This window comes from Stenotrophomonas sp. YJH_SMC_69, from assembly GCF_059370495.1.
The window spans coordinates 553,097-575,505 of the sequence record NZ_JCAFTS010000001.1 but is presented as its reverse complement, the minus strand read 5'-3'; the positions used below and the strand labels follow the sequence as shown (position 1 = coordinate 575,505).

The window sequence follows — 22,409 nt, the reverse complement described above, 5'->3', positions numbered from 1 at the left end:
TCAGGCCTTCGCCGCAGCGGCGTTGGCCGGGCGCGCCGACGGGGACGGGTTCATCACCCCCGGGCGGCCGTCGAGCGTATCCAGCAGGGCGCTGGCCTCCTGTTCCATCTCCACCACGTAGCCGTGGATGCGGCCCTTGAAGTAGCGATGGAACATCAGTGCCGGGATGGCCACGATCATGCCGGTGGCGGTGCACACCAGGGCCTTGCCGATGCCACCGGCCAGCTGGTTCACATCACCCACGCCATGGTCGAGGATGCCCAGGAACATCTGGATCATGCCGATCACGGTGCCGAGCAGGCCCAGCAGCGGGCCGGCCGAAGCGATGGTGCCCAGCGCGTTGAGGAACCGCTCCATGCGGTGCACCAGGTGACGGCCGGTATCCTCGATGCGCTCGCGGATCTGGTCGCGCGGGCGGTTGCGGGCTTCCAGCGCGGCCGCCAGCAGCGCGCCCAACGGCGAGTTGGCACGCAGGGTCTGCAGGTGCGCGGGGTCAAGCTTGCCGCGCGCGGCCCAGTTGCGCACTTCCTGGCCGAGACCGGGCGGCAGCACCTCCGTTCGCCGCAGGGACCAGAAACGCTCCAGGATGATCGCCAAAGCCAGTACGCCCAACAGCAGCAGCGGCACCATCGGCCAGCCACCGGCCTTGACCAGTTCCCACACGTTTCAACCCTCCGGCCCAACGGCCGCTTGTTCGATCGGCGATAGGATAGCAGCCGACCGCGCCCGCCCAGCGGCATCCCACCACCGGGATGCATGGATGCGCTGTTCACGCAGCTGCAGCCCTTGTGCGCCAAGCCATACGCGGATCGCCCCGGACTCCGCAGTGGACACCACCTCGGCGCCCTGCGCCTGCCAGCGCCGGACCACGTCCTTGCGCGGGTGGCCGAAACGGTTCTGGTGGCCGGCCGAGACCAATGCCAGCCGGGCTGACACCGCCGCCACCCAGGGCGCGCTGGAGCTGCCGCCACTGCCATGGTGCGGCACCAGCACCACATCCGCCTTCAGCGCCGCCGCAGACGCCCGCAACAGCGCCTGTTCGGCCGGACGGCCGATGTCCCCCGGCAACAGGACCACGCCATGGGCACCGGCCACGCGCAGCACGCAGCTGTCTTCGTTTTCGGCCCGCTGGCTGCCGGCATCCGGGTGCAGCACCTGGAAATCGACGCCATCCCAGTGCCAGCGCAGGCCGCGCTGGCAACGGCCGGCCCCGGCGATCGTACTTCCCGGCGGCGCCAGCAATGGCAGCCCCGGCAGCTGAAGACGCAGGCTCGGCAGGTTGCCGGCATGATCGAGATCGTCGTGGCTGAGCAGCACCCGCTCGGGCGGCGCCTGGCCCAGGGCCCGCAGTGACGGAACCAGGACCCGCTCGCTGCCCTCGCCCCCGTTCGGCGGCCCCACGTCGTACCAGAGGGCATGCCGCGCAGTACGCAGCAACACCGCCGCGCCCTGGCCGACGTCATGCACCAGCAGCTCCAGCTCCCCCTCGGCCGGGCGCTCACGCGCCGGCCACAGCAGCGGCAGGCACAGCAGCAGGCCAGCCAGCCAGCCCCCGGCCCCCCGTGGCAGCAGCCACCAGAACACCCCCAGCAGCGCCGCCGGCACCGCCCAGGCCGGCGCCTCGGCCAGCCACCACATCGCCTGCGGGTGCGCCGCCAGTGGCTGCAGGGCCTGCCAGCTGATCTCGAACAGCCACGCCGCCGCGCGCCACGCCCAGCACCCAGCACCGTCGTGCAGCGCCTGCAGGGCGGTGCCCAGCAGCGACAGGGGCACCACCAGCAATGTCCACCACGGGATGACCGGCAGGTTCACCAGCGGCCCCAGCCAGGCGGTGCCACCGAACAAGGCGATGCCCAGCGGCAACAGGCCGACGCTGGCCACCCCTTGTGCGGCCAGGAACCCGCGCAGGTTGGCGGCCACCCCGCGCGGACGTCCCTGCGGCAAGCACCACACCAGCCACAGTACGCCGCCGAAGCTGAGCCAGAAGCCCGCTGACAGCACCGACAGGGGCGCCGGCAGCAGCAGCGCCAGCGCCGCCAGCGCAAGCCCCTGCACGAGACCCAGCGGGCGCCGCCCGCTGCGCGCCAGGGCCACCAGCCCGATCATCAATGCCGTGCGCACGGTCGGCAATTCACCGCCGGCCAGCACCGCATAGCCCGCTGCGGACAGGGCCGCGGCGCAGGCCGCCGCCTGTGGACGTGGCCAATGCCGGGCCAGCAGGGGGCACAGCCACCACAGCCCTCGGCACAGCAACGCCCCCAGCCCCGCCACCACCCCGACATGAAATCCGGAAATGGCCACCAGATGGGTCAGCCCCAGCGCCCGCAGCTGATCCCAATCGGTGTCGGACAGGCCACGCGTGTCGCCCAGGGCGAGCGCCTGCACGAAACGGGCGGCCGGATGGGCCACTTGCAGCGCGATGGCGGCGCTGGTGCGCTCACGCCATGCCGGCAGGCCATGTCCGGCCTGCAGCTCACGCGCGCTGGCCGGCGCCCTCACCGTTCCAGTGCCGGCTACGCCACGCAGCAGCGCATGACGCTCACTGTCAAAACCCCCGGGATTGATCCGCGAGCGAGGGGCCCGCACACGCAGCGCCAGCTGCCACTGCGCACCGGCCAGGACCTGCCTGCGCTGCCCCTCGGCAGCGGCGCTGGACCTGCCTTGCCAGCCGTCGTTCCAGGTGACCTGGAGGCGCTTGCCGCGCAGCGATGGCAGTTCGCGGCTCTCGCTGACCTGCAGCAGGAAGCGGGTGTGCGCGGCCCGATGATCCGGCAGATCGATGACCCGGCCACTGACCACTACATCCCGAGCCGGGTGGCCCGGTGGCAGCTGGTCCTGCATTGCCCAGTGCGCGTGCATCGACGTCCATCCGGCACCGAGCAGCATGACCGCCGGCAGGCGCCCCCGCCATCGCAGGCCCCACCCGGCCATGCCAAGCACGATCATCACCGTGCAGACCCACAGCGGCGGCAGCTGCGACAGCTGCACGCAGCCCAACGCCCCCAGTGTGAGCGCCCCAGCGGTGCCACTGCCCAGCAAGGGAGACGGGGAGCGCTCGATGGCCATGAGGCCAGCCTGCCGCTGCCGGCGGCAGGTTGCCTATCGGGACTTGCCCCGCAAACGCGTCAGCGCCGCGCGCTGCCGCGATGGAAATTGACCCGGAAGCTTGCGCCGCCGCCCGCGGCCTCACCGACACTGACCGAGCCGCCATGGTGCTGCACGATCTCCTTCACCAGGTGCAGGCCAAGGCCACTGCCGCTGCCCGCCGCGCGCAGGCGATGGAACGGCTCGAAGATCGCCTCGCGGTCGCCTACTGGAATGCCCGCGCCCTGGTCGCTGACTTCCAGCAACCCGCGCGTGTCCAACCGCACACAGATGGTGCCACGGCCACCACCATGCACGATCGCGTTGTGTACCAGATTGGCAATCACCCGCCCCAGCGCCAGGCTGTCACCGTGGATCCACACCGGCGCTTCCGGCGCGTCCACTTCGAATCCATAGCCGGCGCCCACCACCAACGGCGCCAGGTCCGCGGCTGCCTCACGCACCAGCAGGGCCAGGTCCAGCCGCTGCAATGCGCCGACATTGCGGTCAAGCCGCTGCAGATCAAGCAGGTGCTCGGCAACATTGCCCAGCCGCGCCACGTCGGTCAGCAACTGCGATTTCAGCTCGCCCTGCGGCAGCTGCGACAGGCGCGCCTGCACCACGGCGATCGGCACGCGCAGCTCGTGCGCTGCGTCGGCAAGGAACTTGTCGCGCGCGGCGTAGCCCTGCTGCACCTTGTCGATGGCATCGTTGAACGCTTCCACCAGCGGCGCCACTTCCGTGGAGACCAGCCGCGCATCCAGCCGCGCACCGGGCTGGCCGATGTCCAGCTCCTTGGCCTGCTGCGCGGAACGGCGCACACCGCGCATGGCACGGTGGATCACGGTCGGCATCACCAGCAGGGTGACCACGATCAGTGGCAGGAAGAACCACAGGCCGATCAGGCGCAGCACCATCAGCGCACCGTCCAGCAGCCCGCCCTTGGGTGCTCCACCGACCATCACGGTGATGCGGCGCCCATCCTCGTTGCGGATCATCACCCGCGCCACGTCCAGGTAGGGCGGTACCAGCGAACCCAGCTCGGTGGCACCCACGGTCGGCAGCCGCGCGAGCATCGGCGCGTGGATCGCGGGGATGGTGCCGCGCTCGAGCCACATGCCCTTGTCATCCACCGCGGCGAACCAGAGATTTCCCCCGGCGTTGGCATCGAGCTTGTCCCAGCGCGCCTGGTCCAGCACCAGGCGGCCGTCTTCGCTGTGCACCGCCTTGGCCACCGCCTCGGCAACGAACATGTCCATGCCCCAGGAGTCCTTGTCACCCCAGGTCAGGATCAGCGCGACCACCGCGAACAGTACGGTGAAGGCCTGCGCCAGGAACAGGCGCCAGGCCAGGCCAAGGGTGATCGAACGGATCGGACGGGCCATCTCAGGCCTCCGCCAGCAGGTAGCCGACGCCCCGTATCACGTGGATCTCGACGCCGGCACCGGCCTGCTGCAGTGCCTTGCGCAGCTTGGAGATGTGCGCGTCGAGCGCATTGGACTGGATCTCATCGTCGAAACCGTACACCGCAGCCTCCAACGCACTGCGGGTGACCGTGCGCCCCTGCCGCATCGCCAATGCCTGCAGCACCAGTACCTGCCGACGTGGCAGCGCCAGAGGCTGGCCCTCCACCTGCGCCTGCAGCGATTCGAAATCGAACTCGAGGCGCCCCAGCCGCAGGCTCGGTGTCACCATCGCCGAAGGCCTGCGCGATACCGCGCGGATGCGCGCCATCAGTTCCTCGATCGCCACCGGCTTGACCAGATAGTCATCGGCACCGACGTCCAGGCCTTCGACCTTGTCCGACAGCGTGCCCTTGGCGGTCAGCATGATCACCGCCAGGTTCGGCCGCAGCGCACGCGCCGTCGCGACGAATCCGGCGCCATCGCCATCGGGCAGCTGGCGATCGAGCAGCAGCAGCTGGTGCACCGGTTCGCGCAACGCGAGCGCGGCCTCGGCCAGGCTGCCGACCACGTCGGCGACCACGCCCTGCCGCTCCAGGCCCGATTGCAGGGCGCGGGACAGATCAGGATCGTCTTCGACCAGGAGGATGCGCATCAGGAACTCGTCTGCCGGAAACGCTGCCGATCATAGTGCCTGGCGCCAGGGTTTTGCGCCCATGCGTGCCGATCACACCGGCGCAATGTTCTGACAATGTTGCCCCCTCACCATGCGCAGCCATCCTCCGCAACGTGGCTGATCGATGCCGTCGCTGTCCCCGACCCTGCTGCGCCCGCTGCTGTTCACCGCTGCCCTCGGCGTGCCGTTGCTCGCCCACGCTGCCGAGCAGAACCCGGGCGTACAGGCCGGCATCAGCGCTGGCGCGACCTCCGGTGCGTACGCGCACTACGACGTCAAACCGCTGGTGGTACCGGCCATTGCCTGGCAGGGCGAGCGCTTCTTCGCCAGCCCCGGCTCGCTGGGCATGTACCTCTACAAGGGCCAGGGACTGCGCCTGTCGGCAGCGGTCAAACCCTACACGCTGCGCTTCAAGACCAACGACGTGAACGATGCTCAGCTGCGCCGCCTGCACAGCCGGCAGATGTCGGCCATGGCCGGCATCAACGGCGAGTACAGCGCCGACTGGGGCATGGTCGAGGCCAGCGTGATGCGCGAAGTGACCGGCCATGGCGGCGGTTTCGAGTCGCGCCTGCATTACAGCTACCCGATCCAGGCGGGTCGCTTCACCTGGGTGCCGCGGGCGGGCGTGGTGCACTCCAGTGCACGGCTGCTCGACTACTACTACGGCATCAGCGATGAAGAAGCCCTGCGCTCGGGCCTTGCCGCCTACCGCCCCGGCAGCACCACGTCGCCGAGCCTGCAGATCGCGGTCAGCACGCCACTGGGCACCAAATGGCGCGCCACCGGCGTGGTGGCCAACCAGTGGTTCGGTGATGCAGTGAAGGACAGCCCGATGGCACGACGTGGCACGCAGACGTCGGCCTTCGTTTCCCTGATGCGCTCGTTCTGAGCGAGCGCCCCCTACGGACAAGGACCCCCATGGCCTCCGTCTCCTCCGCCACCGAAGCCCACGCGATCCTGCGCGCGCCCGACCTGGACAGCGCCGAGCGCGTCTATCTGGGACTGATGCCCGACCTTGAACATGTGAATGCACTGGCACGCCGTGCAGTGGGCCTGTCACGCGTTGCCGACGCGGCACGCGGCTATGCGTTGTCGATGACCCTGGTTGGACTGCGCCTGCAGGAACTGGAGATGGGCGAGCCGACGGCCAGGGAACACCGCCAGGCAACCCTGCGCAGCCTGCGCCAGGCCTTCAGCGCCTGACGGCACATGCACGGACACTGCCGCCGCACCCTTGCCGCGGCACCCGTATTCACTGCATCAGCAGCCAAGCCCACGCGGTAGCGTCGCTCAGCGCAGCGTGGTCCACGCCAGCAGCGCGCACAGGATAGCCACCCAGATCACTGCCTTGAACGTGCCTTCCAGCATGTTGCCGCCGAACAGGCGTTCCAGGAACGGATTGGGCCTGGACACCGGGACGTGATCGCTCATGCGGCAGCTCGTTGAAGTGACGGCGCGGTTGCGCGGTAGCGCCGAGTCTACGCCTGCGCGTCCCGGATTCATCGCCGCCTGCCCGCCTTTGGCGGCGCAATCCCCGTCTTCGTCGCAGGCCGGCTGCGGTGCCCGGCCGGCCATGCCAGCCTGCACGCACTTTCCCGCTGGAGCACCGTGCCATGCCGATGCTTGCCCTGGTCCTGCTGTTCTCCAGCCTGTTCGGCGACGGCAGCGGGCCCACCGAGGATGCCCTGCGCAGCCAGATCCTGCGCACCGAAGGACCGCAGGACACGCATGAAGCGCTGCCCCTGCAGCTCTATCACCTGCGCCAGGACCGCGTGCTGCGCCTGGGCAGCCAGCAACTGGCAGGCGACCATGGCGGCAGCCCGAATGCTGCGCTGGCCCGGGCAGGTGTAGCGCAGCTGTGGGAACGCGTCGATGGCCACTGGCGGATCCAGCATTCGATCACCATCACCCACTGATTTCACGCCACTGAACCTGCAGGAATGTGGCTTCGCGGGAACGCCGGGGTCCTGCCCCTGGAAAGAAAAAAAGCCGGCCCCAGGGCCGGCTTTCATCGTTTCCACCGCTTCACCGGCAACGCCGGGAACAGGTGGTGGGCGGTACAGGGTTCGAACCTGTGACCCCTACCATGTCAAGGTAGTGCTCTACCGCTGAGCTAACCGCCCATCTTGTTCTTGCCGCCCGAAGGCTGGCCTTGTTACGTAAAAACCCGGCGCCAGGGCCGGGCTTTGCAGTTCACGAGAGCCCTTTTGCGAGGACTTCGTGGTGGGCGGTACAGGGTTCGAACCTGTGACCCCTACCATGTCAAGGTAGTGCTCTACCGCTGAGCTAACCGCCCGTTTTGCTTCTGCATTTCCGCGATTGCGTCGGTGCAGGCCGCGTATATTACGGATGCCGGCAGGGAAGCGCAACACTTTTGTGAAGATGATGCTGCACTGCCGCGTTCAGCCCAGGCTGGCTTCCTTCAGCTGGCGGATCTGGTCACGCACGCGCGCGGCATCCTCGAATTCCAGATCCTTGGCGTGCTGGTACATCTGCTGTTCCAGCGCCTTGAGACGGACAGCCAGCTGCGCCGGCGACAGCGAACGATAGTCGGTCGCCTCTTCGGCCACGCCCGCCCGGCCCTTGCCCTTGCCCTTCTTGGCTTCCTTCTCCGCGGCATCCGAACGCGCGCCCTCAAGGACGTCGACGATCGGGCGCGCCACCGAACGCGGCACGATGCCATGTTCTTCGTTGTACTCGACCTGCTTGGCGCGGCGGCGGTCGGTTTCATCGATCGCCGCCTGCATCGAACGGGTGATCCGGTCGGCATACAGGATCGCCTTGCCGCGCACGTTGCGGGCGGCGCGGCCGATGGTCTGGATCAGCGAGCCGGTGGAGCGCAGGAAGCCTTCCTTGTCGGCGTCCAGGATCGCCACCAGCGATACCTCGGGCATGTCCAGGCCTTCGCGCAGCAGGTTGATGCCGACCAGAACGTCGAACTTGCCCAGGCGCAGGTCGCGGATGATCTCCACACGCTCGACCGTGTCCACGTCCGAGTGCAGGTAACGCACGCGGATGCCATGCTCGGTGAGGTACTCAGTGAGGTTTTCAGCCATGCGCTTGGTCAGCGTGGTGACCAGCACGCGGTCGCCCGCCTTGATGCGTGCGTTGGCCTCGCTCATCAGGTCGTCGACCTGGGTACCCACCGGCCGGATCTCCACCACCGGGTCGATCAGGCCGGTCGGGCGCACCACCAGTTCGGTGATCTCGTCTCCGGCCTCGCGGTATTCATACGGACCCGGCGTGGCCGACACGTAGATGCTGCGCGGGCAACGCTCCTCCCATTCCTCGAAACGCAGCGGACGATTGTCCAGCGCGGACGGCAGGCGGAAGCCGAACTCGACCAGGGTTTCCTTGCGCGAGCGATCGCCCTTGAACATGGCGCCGATCTGCGGAATGGTCACATGCGATTCGTCGATGACCAGCAGCGCATCGGCCGGCAGGTAGTCGAACAGGGTCGGCGGCGGCTCGCCGGCGGCCTTGCCGGTCAGGTGCCGGGAGTAGTTCTCGATGCCGTTGCAGTAACCGACCTCGGCCATCATCTCCAGGTCGAACTGGGTGCGCTGCGCCAAACGCTGCGCCTCCACCAGCTTGTTCTGCGCGTACAGCTGCTCCAGCCGCTCCTTCAGCTCCACCTTGATCGTCTCGATCGCCGCCAGCACGCGTTCGCGCGTGGTCGCATAGTGGGTCTTCGGATACACGGTGAAGCGCTGCATGTTGCGCAGCGTCTCGCCGGTCAGCGGATCGAACAGGGTGATCTTCTCGACCTCGCCATCGAACAGCTCGAGGCGCAGCGCTTCACTGTCCGACTCGGCCGGGAACACGTCGATCACTTCGCCGCGCACGCGGAAGGTGCCGCGCTGCAGTTCATACTCATTGCGCGTGTACTGCAGCTGGGTCAGGTGGTTGATCAGGTCGCGCTGGTCGATGCGCTCGCCCTTGGACAGGATCAGGCGCAGCGACAGGTAGTCTTCCGGCGCGCCCAGGCCATAGATCGCCGACACCGTCGCCACCACGATCGCGTCCGGGCGCGACAGCAGGGTCTTGGTCGCGGCCAGCCGCATCTGCTCGATATGTTCATTGATCGAACTGTCCTTCTCGATGAAGGTGTCCGACGACGGCACGTAGGCTTCCGGCTGGTAGTAGTCGTAATAGCTGACGAAATACTCCACCGCGTTGTGCGGGAAGAACGCCTTGAATTCGCCATACAGCTGCGCCGCCAGCGTCTTGTTCGGCGCCATGATCAGCGTCGGCTTCTGAATGTTCTGGATGACGTTGGCGATGGTGTAGGTCTTGCCCGAGCCGGTCACGCCCAGCAGGGTCTGCTTGGCGATGCCGGCCTCGAAGTTGCTGGTCAGCTTCGCGATGGCATCGGGCTGGTCGCCCGCCGGCGAATACGGCGAGACAAGTTCAAAACTGTCGCTCATGGTGTTGCCAGTTCCCGGGAAGGATGAGTATACGGGGCTAGGGGTGACGGCTGGCTGAGGGGTGGCCGGGCAGCCCGCCACGGGGATTCCCGATGGCGGCCGCGCAGCCGGGCGCGGAGGCTGGATGCATGCACCCTGACCACACTTCCAGCCGCGCCGCGTCGCGCGGCATGCACCTGATCGAGATCCTGGTCATCACGGTGGTACTGGCCGTGCTGCTGGCCGCCGGCTGGCCCTCGCTGCGAGCGCTGCTGTTGCACCAGCGCGCGGAAGCCACCCGGTTCAGCCTGCAAGCCGCCTTGGCAACGGCACGCAGCCAGGCCATCATGCGTCGCGAACTGATCGGCCTCTGCGCCAGCGCGGACGGCCACCGCTGCGGGGACGACTGGAGCCAGGGCTGGATTGCCTACCGGGCCGCAGCCGCGTGGCAGCCCCCATCCACGGCCGATGCCATTGTCCTGCATCAGGCCGGCCGCCCGGATGTCACGATCAGTGCCGCCAGCAGCAGCGGGCGACCGCAACTCTATTTCCAACCGGATGGCCGCAGTCCCGGCAGCAACCTGACACTGCAAATCTGCGTGCGGGGACGCGAGCACGCGCGGGTCATCGTCAGCAACAGTGGGCGGGCGCGTTCGTCCACCCTGCGGGCCGGGCAAGCCTGCTGAACGATGCCCTGGCCTTCAAGCAGACAACAAAAAAGGCTTGCGGAAGTCCACAAGCCTTTGATGTGTAACATTTGGCGCCCGAAGTTGGACTCGAACCAACGACCCCCTGATTAACAGTCAAGTGCTCTAACCGGCTGAGCTATTCGGGCGGGGAGGCGCATTGTAATCACGTCGAACAGGGAGTGCAACACTCCCGTTCACATGCTTGCGTCGTCTGTTTCCAGCAGTGTCACCAGCACTCGGACAGCGTGGTCTTGGCGGTCTTCACGTTGGCCTGGTTGAGCGTCAGATTTCCACACTTGTCCTTCGCCTGTGCGTTGACGGCTGTGGCGGTGAAGGTGAATGTGGACTGCGCAGTCTGCATGGACAGGGTGTAGGCCGCCGTGCCGCCCTCGCGCGGGGAGTTGATCGAATCGGCATTGCCCGGGAACTTGAAACCGACGTAGGTGTTGTTGACCGTGTGGAAGCGCTCGGCCAACTGTGCGTATTCCACCAGATCGGCCTTGGCTTGGGCCCGGCGCGACTTGCGCACATGTTCGCTGTAGCTCGGGTATGCGATCGCGGCGAGGATTGCCACGACCGCGACCACAATCATCAGCTCGATCAGGGTGAAACCGCGGGCCAGGCGACCCGCCGCGAAAGATTGGCGCATTGCACGGGCTCCTGCTGCCGGAGAAGGATCGACGCCGGTCACTGGATCTGCCTCCAGGATTGGCGGCCACAGGGGTACGGCAGGTACATCGGATCAGCACCGGCCACCGAGATCTGCATCAGGCACGCCTCACCTGGCGGCTGCGGCGGCGGGTTGCCGGGAGTGCTGTCCGGCGGCGCCAGGCGCGGCACCACCGACGTCGTCACATCCCTCACCGGCGCGTTGCCGCCAGTGTTGAGAGCAACGCCGGCAGTACCCGCTCCCGGCGACCGGCCGTCGGGGGCACCGAAGCGCACCTGCGACATCGCTGCCTGCCCGGTGCTGGCCTGCAGGCCAAGCAACCAGTTCGCACCGTCCACCGAGCAACCCTGAGCGTCGGACGGAATATAGGTCGGGAAGAAGACCACGCCGGACACGATCCTCGGATTACCGACGGCACGCTCCTTGTTGGCCAGCACCACGGTCCAGCCGCGGCTGACCGTAGGCACGGTTCCCGCACGCAACGTCCGCACGCCGGAACCGATCTCGGCCGTATACGAGCTCAGGTTTGCCGAGGTCAGCGTCGTCGTCGGCTGGCCCGCTGCGGTGTCGTTGATACCGTACAACGCCTGCACCGCCGTATCGCTCTCGTCACCGTAGTAGGAGAAGCTGCCGGTGCCGAAGATCAGCATCACGCCACCGGACGGTCCGGTGGTCACCGTCATGCCACCGGTGATCGGCTGACGGTAGGTCCGGCGGTCGGCGGGATCGACATGGGTATTGGTGGTGAACAACGGTACGGTTGGCGCGGTGGTCCCGCGCAGGTCGAACTTCCAGATAACGCCACGCTTGTCGGCGCCATAGACCGTATCGGCCAGGCCATCGCGCACCCGCGCGTTCTGCCCGGTTCCGCCCCAGCGATCAACCACCACGATGTTGCCCAGCCCGTTGCTGCCCGACGGCAGGTTGGTACCCGACTCGATCGCCTCGATCATGCGGATGGTCGGCGTGCGGCCTGCCACCATGTCAACCACGAACAGTACCGCCTTGCCACTCCTGCTCTCGTAGCCGTTGCCGAAGATCGCCTTGAAGCCCACCGAACCGTCGGCATTCTTCACCGGCACGATCACCGGCTTGCCCAGCACATGGCCGATGTTGGCGCGCACAGCATCGTCAAGCGAAGCATCGAGGTCACTGATCTCCCACAGCAGGGAGCCGGTGGCGCCGAAGTTGCCCGGATCGGACACATCCAGCGCGAACACACTGCGGCCGCCGGCACCGGCCGTGCCCACCAGTGACGTGGTCCACCCGTTGCTGCCGTAGGTGTCGCTGATCGTCACCGGGCCATCGACGTAGTAACGGTGCTGGAAACGCTGGGCGTTCTGGTTGGTCGGGTCGTTGGGCAACAACAGGTTGCCCATGTGGCCCAACGCGGTCGAGGGAATGTAGGCGAACCGCTCCTTGCCACCGTCAGCGTCCATCTGGCCGTCGGCGCCCATGCCACCATCGAAGGCATGCAACATGCCGTCGTTGGCGCCGGCGTAGACCATGTAGCGGCGACCATTGCGCTTGGTGGTCATGTAGGCGGCGTAACTGCTGCCCATCGTGCCCGGGAGGCGGCCAAACCCATAGTCATCCAGAGGCGAACTCAGCACCGGGGTGGAGGTGATGATGTCGCCCAGTACCGTGCTGCGATCACGCAGCTTGCCGCCGTTGCGCTTCTCGCCGGAGGTTTCACCACGCAGGTAGGCCACGGCCGTGGTGGAATCCGTTGTCAGGCCGGCCAGCTCGGACGCGCTGCAGATCAGGATGCCCGGATACAGCGTCGATGACTTGGTGCACAGATTGGCCAGGCTGACATTGCTGCCGGTGAAGTCTTCCAGCGCGCCGTTGCGCCAGAACCGGATGCGGCGTGATGCAGGCGCCGGCATCTTCGCAGATGCTTCCCAGGCCTCTTCCGAAACGATCTTGCGGGTGGACGGCTCGACGCTCAGCTTGAAGGCGCGCAACTTGCTGTACCAGTCGGTGCCGTTGTTGGTGGCCTCGTAGAACGGCTCCACCGACAACGAGCCGACGCCGATGCGTGCGCCAGTCAGCGAACGCGAGCCGGACGGCGTGGCGCCCTGGGCGACGTTGCTGATGATGCGGCGCATGGCTGCGGTGATTTCGGCCGGGCGCGTGGCGTTGACCATTTCACCGCGGGTGTCATAGACCGCGTTCCACAGCTCATCAACGGCCTCGGGCTTGAGGTCCTGCGTCGTCGTCGGGAAGTTGGGCTTGACGACGTACGGGTCGGGGCTGAGCACCCACGGGCGCAGCGGATCCGGCAGGTACCGGACGCCGAACTCCTTGCCCTGCGTGCCCAGCGTCACGCCGTAGAAATTCATGTGCAGGTGGGTCTTGCAATCCAGCGACGGATTTGGATTCGGCCCCTTGCACTCGGCCGGCACCGGCACGGAATTGGTCTCCTTGCCCGGCACGAGAGAACTGTTGTAGTACGGCGCCACGAGATCCTTCATCAGCGTCGTGTTGCCGGACTCATTGATATAGCCATCGGTGAACAGCATGCCCGCGTTCTTCTGGCATGACAGGAGTACCGGCGCGTTCTGATCCGTGCGCTGGAATTGTTCGCCAAGGTACTGTGCGGCGGAACGATTGGGCGTACTACTGCTGGCCCGCATTTCGCCGATGATCTGGCTGAGCAGCTGCTGCTTCTCCGGCTCGTTGGTCATGTTGAACATGGTCACCGCGCGGCGGCCATTGATACGGAACCAGCCCACGCGCAGATTGGTAGTGTCGTACAGCGCGTTCGTGGCCGCACCGATCAGCGCTTCGCGTCGCGTCCGATACAGGCTGAACCAGTTGGCGAAGCTCTGCATGGCAGCGTTGTACTTCGCTTGATTGTTGCCGAAGTTCGCAATCTTGATTTCGTACTTGTACAACGTACCTGGACGGCCGCCCGGAGGATTTGCAACGGCAACAGGTGCCGCGGTGTACCCATATTCCGCCGGCAGTGTAGACGGATCTGCCAGGAAGAACGTGGCCGGATAGAAGGCGACGGCAGCATCGCAGCTTGAGCTGCTGATGGTGGTCTGGCGCGTCACGTTGTCGAACGAGCCTTCCTGCCGGACAGCCCCCCCGCTCAGGTTGCATCGCCCACGCTCAATACGGGTTCCGACCGGCAGCGTCATGCCGGAACGAAAGCGGAAGCGCCAGTTCGCGCCGGTCCGCCCGCCGGTGTCCATGCTGGTCAACAGCGAGTCCACAGTCAGGTCCAGGGCGCCGGCGATCTTGTTCGGTGCATTGTCCGGACGCGGGTCCAGCGGCGCACTGGACGCCCTGATGTCCAGATAGTTGGCGAGGGCTGTATCGGACAAGCCCGTCTTCCAGCCAGGATAGATCTCACGCGGATCGTAGTAGGACGAGTTGACGTCAGGTGATCGGGCGAAACCAAAGCTGTCAAGCGGCGGAATGGCTGCCTGGTCGTCGCGCCCATAGCTGGGGAAAACGTACAGGTAGCGCTGCCCGGACCCATCGTAGCCGTTGACGGCACCCTGGTTGTAGAAGCCACTGCCATCCCAGCGGTACACGCCATCGCGCGTGTTGTTCAACGTCTCCCACAACATCGAGCCGGAATCATCCAGCGCCATCAGGAAGGCCGGCGGCGTCTGTACCTGGATGTTCAGCGGTGCCTGCGCCAGCGTGCCCTGGGCCTGGGCCGCCATCAGGCTGTAGATGACATAGCCCCCCCCCAGCGCCAATGCGACGCTGCCTGCGGCCATGAAACGGAATTTGCGCGAAGCCATGGCCTGCGTCCTCAGAGTTTGAATACGGTATCGATGACCACCGACGACGAGCTCGCATCGGCATCGTCGGTCGCGAAGCCGGTAATCTGGTAAATCGGCGTGACGTCTTCCAGCGGACGGCCCATGTCGAGCGACGATTCGCCCATCACACAGCTGTCGATCTGGCGGACATTGACCGCAGGACGCGTCTGGTTGCGGCGATTTTCCGCCCACATAACCGGATCGAAGCCGTCATCGCAGGCCCGCGACAGAGTGCTGGACTGCACCAGGCTGCCGCTCCCCACATCCTGGCGGTTGGCGATTTTCTCCACCGAGCGTTCGGCCGCACGCACCACGCCCTCGGAGTTCTGGAAGGCCCGGTTGGCGGCGCGGTAGTTCGCAGCCATCTTCTCCTGCATGCCGGCCACCTGCATGCCCGCAATGCCCAGCAGCGCCAGCAGGATAAGCATGATCAACGCGACATAGAGCACGGCGCCGCGCTGGGTGCGAGCGGGGGCGGGCCTGAACGAACGTGAAAAGGTCGTCATGGTCAGTTCCCGAACAGGCGATTGCGCAGTGCAATCGAGACTTCATAGCTGGAGCGGTAGCGGCCGTCAGGTCTGTCGCTGCTGACAAAGCCCACGCCGAGTACCGACAGCGGGTTGGCAGGTGTGCTCGAAGACGACGGCGTCGGGCTGCGTGCCAGCAGCCCCACCTGCACCTGCCCGACCCGCAGCCACTGCGCGGCACCGGACGCGTTCGCGTTGGTGCTGACGCCAGTTGCGGCGGCCAGGTTGGTGATGTTGCCGGCCGGTGGCGTGCCCAGGCTGATGTTGGCGGTACTGTCCAGGCCATACAGCAGCTGCAGGCTTTCGATGCCTTCCACGAGTTCTTCATTGACCGCATAGGCGCCAGCACTGTTGGCGCGGGCACGACGCAGGCCCGGCTGTCCGGTCTCCGGATTGATGCCGACGTAATAGACCATCGACTCGGCCCGGTAGAGCATCGTCTGCCCGGTCGGCTGCGCGGCATAGCGCGACAGGTCCAGCGAGGGCGCGGTCACACGGGCCGCACTCAACGTACCGGCGAAGATGTCCGCGTGGGCACAGTCGGCGATGCCGAACAAGGTCGGTGCCGCCACGCCCCCCGAGGTGAGTCGGGCCACCCGGGTGCTGTCCATGTCCAGAAGCGCATTGCCGCCGCTGGACGAAATGCCGGTCACCGGCACCCCCTCAGGCGCCAGGTAGCGCAGCACCAGCACATCGCTTCCGCCCGCCGGCGCGGGGCTGAGCCGGGTGATCGCTGCCGGCAGCGCTGACGGTGCGGACCATGTCGCCCCGAGTGCGAGCCTCCCGCCCGGCGCGGTTCCCGGTGCATCGAAGCCCTGGATGGAAACGCTGAAATCAAGCGGGCTGCCATCGCCCGAGGATGCACCCAGGTGCGATACCGGATCGCCCTGGTTCTTCACCACGTGGGCCTGGTCGTTCACGCAGCCCATGTGCCCGGCCATGCGGATGTCGCGCTCAAGGAAATCCAGCGCGAAACGGGCGTTCTCCTGCACGCGCGAGGCCCCCTCGGACAGGCGCGAGGCAGCCTGCGAGGCCATGAAGACCTGCACCACGCCCAGCATCAGCACCAGGCTGATCACCAGGGCGATCATCAGTTCCACCAGCGACAGGCCGGCCATGGTGGCACGTCGGTTCAGGCGCATGCTCACAGCTCCGTAGCCAGTGCAAAGGTGGTGGCCTTGTCCGGGTCATCCGGATCCCAGCGCTGGTCGCCCCAGGTAATGGCCACATTGACCACGCCACCACTGAAGGTGACATTGGCGCCTGCATCGTCGCCCAGCGCCTTCACCACCTGGCATTGCCAGCGCGCGATCTTCTTTTCAATGGAGACGTCGCCGGTATCGCTGGTGCACGCAGTGGCGGCGGTCTTGCTGCCTGCCGCGAACGACGCGCCGGTGTACCAGGCCGCCTGGAAGCGGTTGCTGCGCATCTGCTCGGTCAGGTCGTAAGCCAGGTTGGTGGCCTGGGTTCGATAATTGGCGCTCTGCACGAAGCGGACGTTCAGGGTCTGCAAGAGGGCAAAACCCAGCAGGCCGAACGCCAGCACGATGATGGCGATCAGTACTTCCAGCAGGGTGAAGCCCCCGGCCTGGCGCGCGCGGAAGGTACGGGTGGTCATGGACAGGCTTCCTTGGTGCTGCGGATCTGCCCGGAGGCGTTCACCGACAGTGTGCGCTTGTGCAGTGCGCCCCTGCTACAGACGTCCGGCTCCAGCCGTACCTCCTGCTCGGCGCTGGCGCGGCGACGGCCGCGCCCGTCGAAGGCGATCTCCGTGGCCGGCCCAGTGATCTTCAGCTTGGGATTGCCACTGACGAAGCGCAGGACGGTTTCACCTGCCGACAGCGCACCGTCGCCATTGGCATCGGCAAAGGCCAGCATGCCGCCCGACCAGCCACCATCACAGCTGGCACCGTCGCTGCTTCCACAGACGCCGCCACCGCGGTTGCTGCGGATCGCCTCGCTGCGGGCAAGACTGAGCAGGCCCAGGACCTCGTTGTTGGTCGAGCTCACCCGGCTCGAACGAATCGTGCCCTGGAAACTTGGAAAGGCGATCGCAGCCAGGATCGCCACCACGGCGATGGTGACCATCAGCTCGATCAAGGTGAAGCCGCTTTCCCGGCGCAAAGACATTGGACGCTCCCCAGCGTGTTGGTGGCCACGATGGGCCATCGCCCCGCCACCGGCAAGCGGCGGCAGGATGAACGGTCAATCCGGGGCGACGGGCGTCAAAGGCTTGACGACCCGCCCTCCCCTGCCCGTGCCGGCGCGATCCCCATCGCGCCGGCCCGGGTTCAGGCCAGCACCTGGTAGCAGGGCTGGTATTCGCCGGAGATCTTCATCCGGCGCTGCTCGACGAAGGCGCGCAGCAGCGCATCCAGCGCCTGCATCATGTCCGGGTCCCCGTGGATCTGGAACGGCCCGAACTGCTCGATGCGGCGCATGCCGTCCTCCTTCACGTTGCCGGCCACGATGCCCGAGAACGCCCGGCGAAGGTCGGCCGCCAGCGCGTGCGGCGCACGCCCGTGGTGCAGGTCCAGCGCGGCCATCGCCTCGTGGGTCGGCACGAACGGCTGCTGGTACTCCCACGGGATCTCGATCGACCAGTTGAAGAAGAACGAGTCCTTCTGCGCCAGGCGGTGCTCGCGCACGCGCTTGATGCCGTTGGCCATCTTCTTGGCCACCGCGACCGGGTCACCGATGATGATCTCGTAGCGCTCGGCAGCCTCATCACCCAGGGTCAGGCGGATGAAGCGGTCGATCTGCTCGAAGTACGGCGCCGCCACGGTCGGGCCTGTAAGGATCAGCGGGAACGGCAGGTCCCTGTTCTCCTCGCGCAGCAGGATGCCGAGCAGGTACAGGATCTCTTCGGCAGTGCCGACGCCACCGGCGAACACGATGATGCCGTGGCCGATGCGGACGAAGGCCTCAAGGCGCTTCTCGATGTCCGGCATGATCACCAGGTGGTTGACGATCGGGTTCGGCGACTCGGCCGCGATGATGCCCGGCTCGGTGAGGCCGATGTAGCGCGTCACGGTACGGCGCTGCTTGGCATGGGCGATGGTGGCGCCCTTCATCGGGCCCTTCATCGCACCCGGACCGCAGCCGGTGCAGATGTCCAGGCCGCGCAGGCCCAGCTCGTAACCCACCTGCTTGGTGTACAGGTACTCGTCGCGCGAGATCGAATGGCCGCCCCAGCACACCACCAGGTTCGGATCGCCCGGGTTGAGGATGCGCGCATTGCGCAGCAGGCCGAACACCGCGTTGGTGATGCCCTCGGACGACTCCAGCTCGGCCGCGTAGGCCGGGCCCATCTCGATGGCCATGTAGGCCAGGTCGCGCACGACGGCGAACAGCAGTTCGGCGACACCGCGGATGATCTCGCCGTCGACGAAGGCCATCGCCGGTGCGTTGACCAGGTCGATGCGCACGCCGCGATCCTGCTGCGCCACCTGGATGTCGAAATCAGGGTAGAGGTCGCGCGCCGCGCGCGGATCGTCCGAAGCGCTGCCGCTGGTCAGCACAGCCAGCGCGCAGCGGCGCAGCAGCTCATGCATGCCGCCGGCGGAGGCATCGCGCAGGCGTGCGACCTCGGCGCGCGACAGCACATCCAGCCCACCGCGCGGGTAGATCCGCGCATCCTGCACCGGCAGTGCACGGGCTGATTTTTCGTTCGTGGTCATATCCAATTTTTCGCTTCCTTCAAGGTTTCCGACTGTACTGCCGCCCCCTTAAAAAGCAAAACGGCCGGGAAGCCCGACCGTTGGATGTGTGCTGCCCGCGTTCGCCTGTCTGGGACCGCCTGGGCGGCGTTGACGCCGCGCACATTTCCAGATGCTACGCCGTTGCCCAGCGCCCCGCAAGGACTTTCGCCTGAACGGGAAACGGCCGGGTTTCCCCGGCCGTTTCCGTTTACAGCAGCGCTACGTCAGTGCATCAGAACTGGTAGCGGAAGCCCAGCTGCATCGACCACTGCGAGACACCGACGTCGAAGCCGTCAGCATCGGAGTTGGCGACGCTCGGCAGGTCCGCGCCACGGTAGTTGTAGACGTACTTGCCGTTGTACAGGCCCTGCAGGCTGGCAACACGAGCGTTGGCGTAGAAGCCGTAGTCGTAGATGTTGCCCCACTTCTTGTTGAGCATGTTGCCGACGTTCTGGATGTCCAGCCAGATCTCCGACTTGTGGCCCTTCGTGAAGCCCGGCAGCTGCTGGCTGATACGGATGTCGAAGGTGTTGATCCAGCCGGTACGGAACTGGTTGGCCGGAGCCACCTGGCCTTCGTACTTGGCCAGCTGCGGGTTGGCCGCCAGCCAGTCGAAGAACGACTTCTCCATCGCCGCATCGGCGGTGAACTTGCCGTTGTTGGACAGGGTACCGAACAGGACCTCGCCGCGACGCGGCACGTAGAACAGGTCGTTGCCCGAACGGCCGTCGCCGTTGGCGTCGTTCACATAGATGTAGCTGTACGGGCGGCCGCTGCGGCCTTCGTACACCAGACCCACCTTGGTCTCGTAGTCGCCGAAGAACTTGTGCTTCCAGTTCAGCGAGCCCGACAGGCGGTCTCGGATCTGGTAGCGCGAGGTGTTCAGCATTTCCTCGTTGGCATTGAAGGCATACTGGTAGCCCCAGCCCGAGCTGGCGGTGGAGCTGGTCAGGCTACCCACTTCCTTGGCATCGGTGTAGGTGTAGCCCAGGTTCCAGGACCAGTCGCTGCTCGCGCTCCACGGCTTGCTCAGCGAGACGGTGAACTGCGAGGTGCGGCCCTGATCGGTGTTGTCGATCAGGTAGACGTTGTTGAAGCCCTGTGCGGCGTAACCATTACGCGCATCGTTGGTGCCCCACGCCCTGCCGTCAGCCGAAGGCACGTAGTAGTTCACGCGACCATCGGCACCGACCTGACGGCCCTTGCCCAGGTTCAGGTGCTGGTAGTACAGGCCATCCTTGACCTTGGTGACCAGCAGCTCGGCCGAGGCGACCATGCCGTACCAAGGCAGCTCGTGATCGAAGGCCAGGTTGGCCTTGTACAGCGACGGCAGCTTGAAGTCGCGGCCGACGAAGTTGACGTTCTGCAGCGCGCTGCCCGGAGTGGTCGGGACCGGCTGGTTGTCCTTGTCCGGATTGAACTTCTGGCCGTTGTAGCGGCTGATGTTGTACGAGTCGTAGTTGAAGCCGGTGGTGGAGTAGCTGTTGCTGATCCACACCTGCGGTGCATCACCCTGGAACAGGCCGATGCCGCCGCGCAGCTGTGTCGGGCGCTCGGTGTCGAAGGTGTAGTTGAAGCCGAAGCGCGGCTGGATCAGGAACTTGCTCGGGAACACCGCACTATTGTCATAACCGAAGACAGTCTGCGCCTTCTGGTTGTACGCCGGCGCCGGGCTCACCTTCGGTCGGTCGCCACGCAGACCCATGGTCAGGGTCAGGTTGCTGTTGACGTACCAGGTGTCCTGCACGAACAGGGCCAGGTTGCTGTACTTGTAGTCAGCCGCGATCGAGTTCGCGCTCTTTTCCTTGTTCAGCTGGTAGGTCTGCCACTGCCCCTTGGCGAAATTGTCCAGGCCATAGAAGGTGTAAGCACCCCACGAGCCAGCGCCATAGTAGTTGTAGACATCGTTGGTGTCGTACGAACCACCGAACTTCAGGTCGTGGTCACCCAAGGTCAGCGTACCGGCGGCGTAGTAGTTCCACGCCTTGGTTTCCAGCACGTTGTTCTGCGAGTTGGTCTCGGTACCCAGGAACAGCGAGTCGCCTTCCGGCGTGGTCACATCGCCACCGCGCGGGAAGTAGATGCGGATGCTCGGGGCATTGGTCGGCACCTCGCGGACGGCCGAGTACTCGCGGTACGAAGCCTTCAACTCGGTCGAGAAGGTGTCGGTCCAGTCGCTGAAGACCTGGGCGACGTAGCTCTCGTTGGTCTTGACGTGCTGGTACCAGTAAGAACTCAGCGAAGCCTGCGAGGTCGAGCCCATGCCGTTGATGCGCAGCTTGCTCTGCTCGAGCTTGCTGTAACGGATGTTGGCGCGGTGGTTCTCGTTGATGTTCCAGTCGAGCTTCAGCGCGTACTCTTCCAGATCCGTGTTGCCGTTGCTTTCGATACCGCCGGCATCGAAGCCATAACCCTTGGCGATTTCCTGGGCACGGGTCACGTCAGCCATGCTGTAGTCGGCATTGGCCTTGCCCAGCGCGGTGCTGGACAGGTCGGCGCCCGGCGCGGACTGCTTGAACTTCTCGTAGTTGGCGAAGAAGAACAGCTTGTCCTTGACGATCGGGCCGCCCAGGGTCATGCCGTAGGTCTTTTCGTCGTTGAAGCCGTTGAACTTCTTGCCTTCCGGGTTCTTGCCGAACCAGTCACCGTCACGGTAGGTGCCGTACACCGAACCGTGGAATTCATTGGTACCGGACTTGGTCACCGCATTGACGGTGGCACCGGCAGCGCCAGCGATGCTGACGTCGTAGTTGGACAGGTTGATGTCCAGCGCTTCGATGGCCTCCATCGCGACCGGCTGGCGGCGGGTCGGCATGTTGTTGCCTTCCAGGCCGAAGGTGTCGCTGGCCGAGACGCCGTCGATGTTGATCGAGTTGTAGCGCGGGTTCTGGCCACCGGCCGAGATCGAGCCCGAGGCGCGGTCGATGAAGGTCACGCGCGGATCCAGGCGCATCAGATCCTGGATGTTGCCGCCGATGGACGGCGCAATCTCGATCTGCTCCTGGCTGATGTTGGTGCCCGAGCCCATCTTGGTGGCGCTGAACACTTCCGAGCCGCCGCCGACGGCGGTGACCTGCACGGTGTCCAGGTTGGTGGCCTTGGCCACGTCACCGGTCAGGATGGCATTGATGGTGCCGGTCTGGTTCACGCCCAGGTAGACACCATCTTCGGTCTTGGTGCCTTCACCCGGCTTGGTGATGGTGATGGTATAGGGACCACCCACGCGCAGGCCGCGCGCGTTGTAGCGACCCGCCGCGTCGGTGGTAGCGCGCGAAACCGTGCCCGACTCGGTGTGGGTGATGGTGACTTCAGCACCGGCGACGGGCTGGCCGCCGCTGGTCACGACCTGGCCGCCGACACCGGCAGTGGTGGTCTGGGCGAAGGCGGGAGCGGCAGCAAGTGCAGCCACGAGACCAAGGGTAAGCTTGGACATCCGGAGTGGGTGGGTCATTTTTCGGTAGCCTC

The 22,409-nt window shown here is 66.1% G+C and carries 18 protein-coding genes and 3 tRNA genes; 4 read left to right on the top strand and 17 right to left on the bottom strand.

The annotated features are described in order from the left end of the window. Genes AC5P8F_RS02705 through AC5P8F_RS02690 form a run of 4 tightly spaced genes read right to left on the bottom strand, consistent with a single transcriptional unit; the run spans window position 1 to window position 5,142 of the window. Window positions 1-663, bottom strand: a complete 663-nt coding sequence (locus tag AC5P8F_RS02705; protein WP_014646605.1) for a MotA/TolQ/ExbB proton channel family protein — start codon at window positions 661-663, stop codon at window positions 1-3. Window positions 664-666: 3 nt separating this feature from the next. Further along, the gene (locus AC5P8F_RS02700; protein ID WP_495227589.1) at window positions 667-3,066 is read right to left on the bottom strand and encodes a DNA internalization-related competence protein ComEC/Rec2; all 2,400 of its coding nucleotides are present in this window, start codon (window positions 3,064-3,066) and stop codon (window positions 667-669) included. 59 nt (window positions 3,067-3,125) lie between these two features. Further along, entirely contained in the window at window positions 3,126-4,469 is a 1,344-nt protein-coding gene (locus tag AC5P8F_RS02695; RefSeq protein ID WP_014646603.1) for a sensor histidine kinase, read from the bottom strand. Between the two features lies 1 nt (window position 4,470). Next, window positions 4,471-5,142 (bottom strand): response regulator transcription factor, encoded by a 672-nt coding sequence (locus tag AC5P8F_RS02690; RefSeq protein WP_005415973.1) that lies wholly within the window; start codon window positions 5,140-5,142, stop codon window positions 4,471-4,473. Window positions 5,143-5,287: 145 nt separating this feature from the next. Between AC5P8F_RS02690 and AC5P8F_RS02685 the strand changes: the two genes are divergently transcribed. Both AC5P8F_RS02685 and AC5P8F_RS02680 read left to right on the top strand, forming a co-directional pair. Further along, window positions 5,288-6,055: a MipA/OmpV family protein gene (locus tag AC5P8F_RS02685; protein ID WP_495227588.1), complete on the top strand. Its 768-nt coding sequence runs from the start codon at window positions 5,288-5,290 to the stop codon at window positions 6,053-6,055. 29 nt (window positions 6,056-6,084) lie between these two features. Then, window positions 6,085-6,369, top strand: coding sequence for a hypothetical protein (locus tag AC5P8F_RS02680; protein ID WP_014646601.1), 285 nt, complete (start codon window positions 6,085-6,087; stop codon window positions 6,367-6,369). Between the two features lie 87 nt (window positions 6,370-6,456). Here AC5P8F_RS02680 and AC5P8F_RS02675 read toward each other — a convergent pair whose 3' ends face one another. Beyond that, a complete protein-coding gene (locus AC5P8F_RS02675) occupies window positions 6,457-6,597 on the bottom strand; it encodes a hypothetical protein (RefSeq protein ID WP_162838510.1) in 141 nt (46 codons plus the stop codon). 182 nt (window positions 6,598-6,779) lie between these two features. Between AC5P8F_RS02675 and AC5P8F_RS02670 the strand changes: the two genes are divergently transcribed. After that, window positions 6,780-7,082: a hypothetical protein gene (locus AC5P8F_RS02670; protein ID WP_495227587.1), complete on the top strand. Its 303-nt coding sequence runs from the start codon at window positions 6,780-6,782 to the stop codon at window positions 7,080-7,082. Between the two features lie 132 nt (window positions 7,083-7,214). On the opposite strand, the gene AC5P8F_RS02665 is transcribed toward AC5P8F_RS02670, so the two are convergent. The 3 genes from AC5P8F_RS02665 to uvrB form a co-directional block, all read right to left on the bottom strand. Continuing rightward, window positions 7,215-7,289: transfer RNA gene (locus AC5P8F_RS02665), tRNA-Val, on the bottom strand. Window positions 7,290-7,387: 98 nt separating this feature from the next. Then, a tRNA-Val gene (locus AC5P8F_RS02660) sits at window positions 7,388-7,462 on the bottom strand. Window positions 7,463-7,568: 106 nt separating this feature from the next. After that, entirely contained in the window at window positions 7,569-9,593 is a 2,025-nt protein-coding gene (gene uvrB, locus AC5P8F_RS02655) for an excinuclease ABC subunit UvrB (RefSeq protein ID WP_014646599.1), read from the bottom strand. 128 nt (window positions 9,594-9,721) lie between these two features. Between uvrB and AC5P8F_RS02650 the strand changes: the two genes are divergently transcribed. Next, complete coding sequence (locus AC5P8F_RS02650; RefSeq protein WP_329768056.1) at window positions 9,722-10,258, top strand: GspH/FimT family pseudopilin; 537 nt, start codon at window positions 9,722-9,724, stop codon at window positions 10,256-10,258. Window positions 10,259-10,330: 72 nt separating this feature from the next. Here the strand turns inward: AC5P8F_RS02650 and AC5P8F_RS02645 are convergent. The 9 genes from AC5P8F_RS02645 to AC5P8F_RS02605 form a co-directional block, all read right to left on the bottom strand. Beyond that, a tRNA-Asn gene (locus AC5P8F_RS02645) sits at window positions 10,331-10,407 on the bottom strand. A gap of 80 nt (window positions 10,408-10,487) precedes the next feature. Continuing rightward, window positions 10,488-10,910: a type IV pilin protein gene (locus AC5P8F_RS02640; RefSeq protein ID WP_049416370.1), complete on the bottom strand. Its 423-nt coding sequence runs from the start codon at window positions 10,908-10,910 to the stop codon at window positions 10,488-10,490. Window positions 10,911-10,948: 38 nt separating this feature from the next. Then, window positions 10,949-14,695, bottom strand: coding sequence for a pilus assembly protein (locus AC5P8F_RS02635; RefSeq protein WP_032960885.1), 3,747 nt, complete (start codon window positions 14,693-14,695; stop codon window positions 10,949-10,951). A gap of 11 nt (window positions 14,696-14,706) precedes the next feature. After that, window positions 14,707-15,222 carry a PilX N-terminal domain-containing pilus assembly protein gene (locus tag AC5P8F_RS02630; RefSeq protein WP_032960888.1) on the bottom strand — a complete coding sequence of 172 codons (516 nt, stop codon included), beginning with the start codon at window positions 15,220-15,222 and terminating at the stop codon, window positions 14,707-14,709. 2 nt (window positions 15,223-15,224) lie between these two features. Continuing rightward, window positions 15,225-16,385, bottom strand: a complete 1,161-nt coding sequence (locus AC5P8F_RS02625) for a PilW family protein (RefSeq protein WP_032960892.1) — start codon at window positions 16,383-16,385, stop codon at window positions 15,225-15,227. 2 nt (window positions 16,386-16,387) lie between these two features. Further along, entirely contained in the window at window positions 16,388-16,861 is a 474-nt protein-coding gene (gene pilV, locus AC5P8F_RS02620; protein ID WP_032960895.1) for a type IV pilus modification protein PilV, read from the bottom strand. Further along, a complete protein-coding gene (locus AC5P8F_RS02615; protein WP_032960898.1) occupies window positions 16,858-17,373 on the bottom strand; it encodes a GspH/FimT family pseudopilin in 516 nt (171 codons plus the stop codon). Before AC5P8F_RS02615 ends, pilV begins: the two co-directional genes overlap by 4 nt. 161 nt (window positions 17,374-17,534) lie before the next feature. Continuing rightward, window positions 17,535-18,923: a nucleotide 5'-monophosphate nucleosidase PpnN gene (ppnN, locus tag AC5P8F_RS02610; RefSeq protein ID WP_075075696.1), complete on the bottom strand. Its 1,389-nt coding sequence runs from the start codon at window positions 18,921-18,923 to the stop codon at window positions 17,535-17,537. 253 nt (window positions 18,924-19,176) lie between these two features. Then, window positions 19,177-22,395 carry a TonB-dependent receptor gene (locus AC5P8F_RS02605; RefSeq protein ID WP_495227586.1) on the bottom strand — a complete coding sequence of 1,073 codons (3,219 nt, stop codon included), beginning with the start codon at window positions 22,393-22,395 and terminating at the stop codon, window positions 19,177-19,179. Window positions 22,396-22,409: the final 14 nt, after the last annotated feature.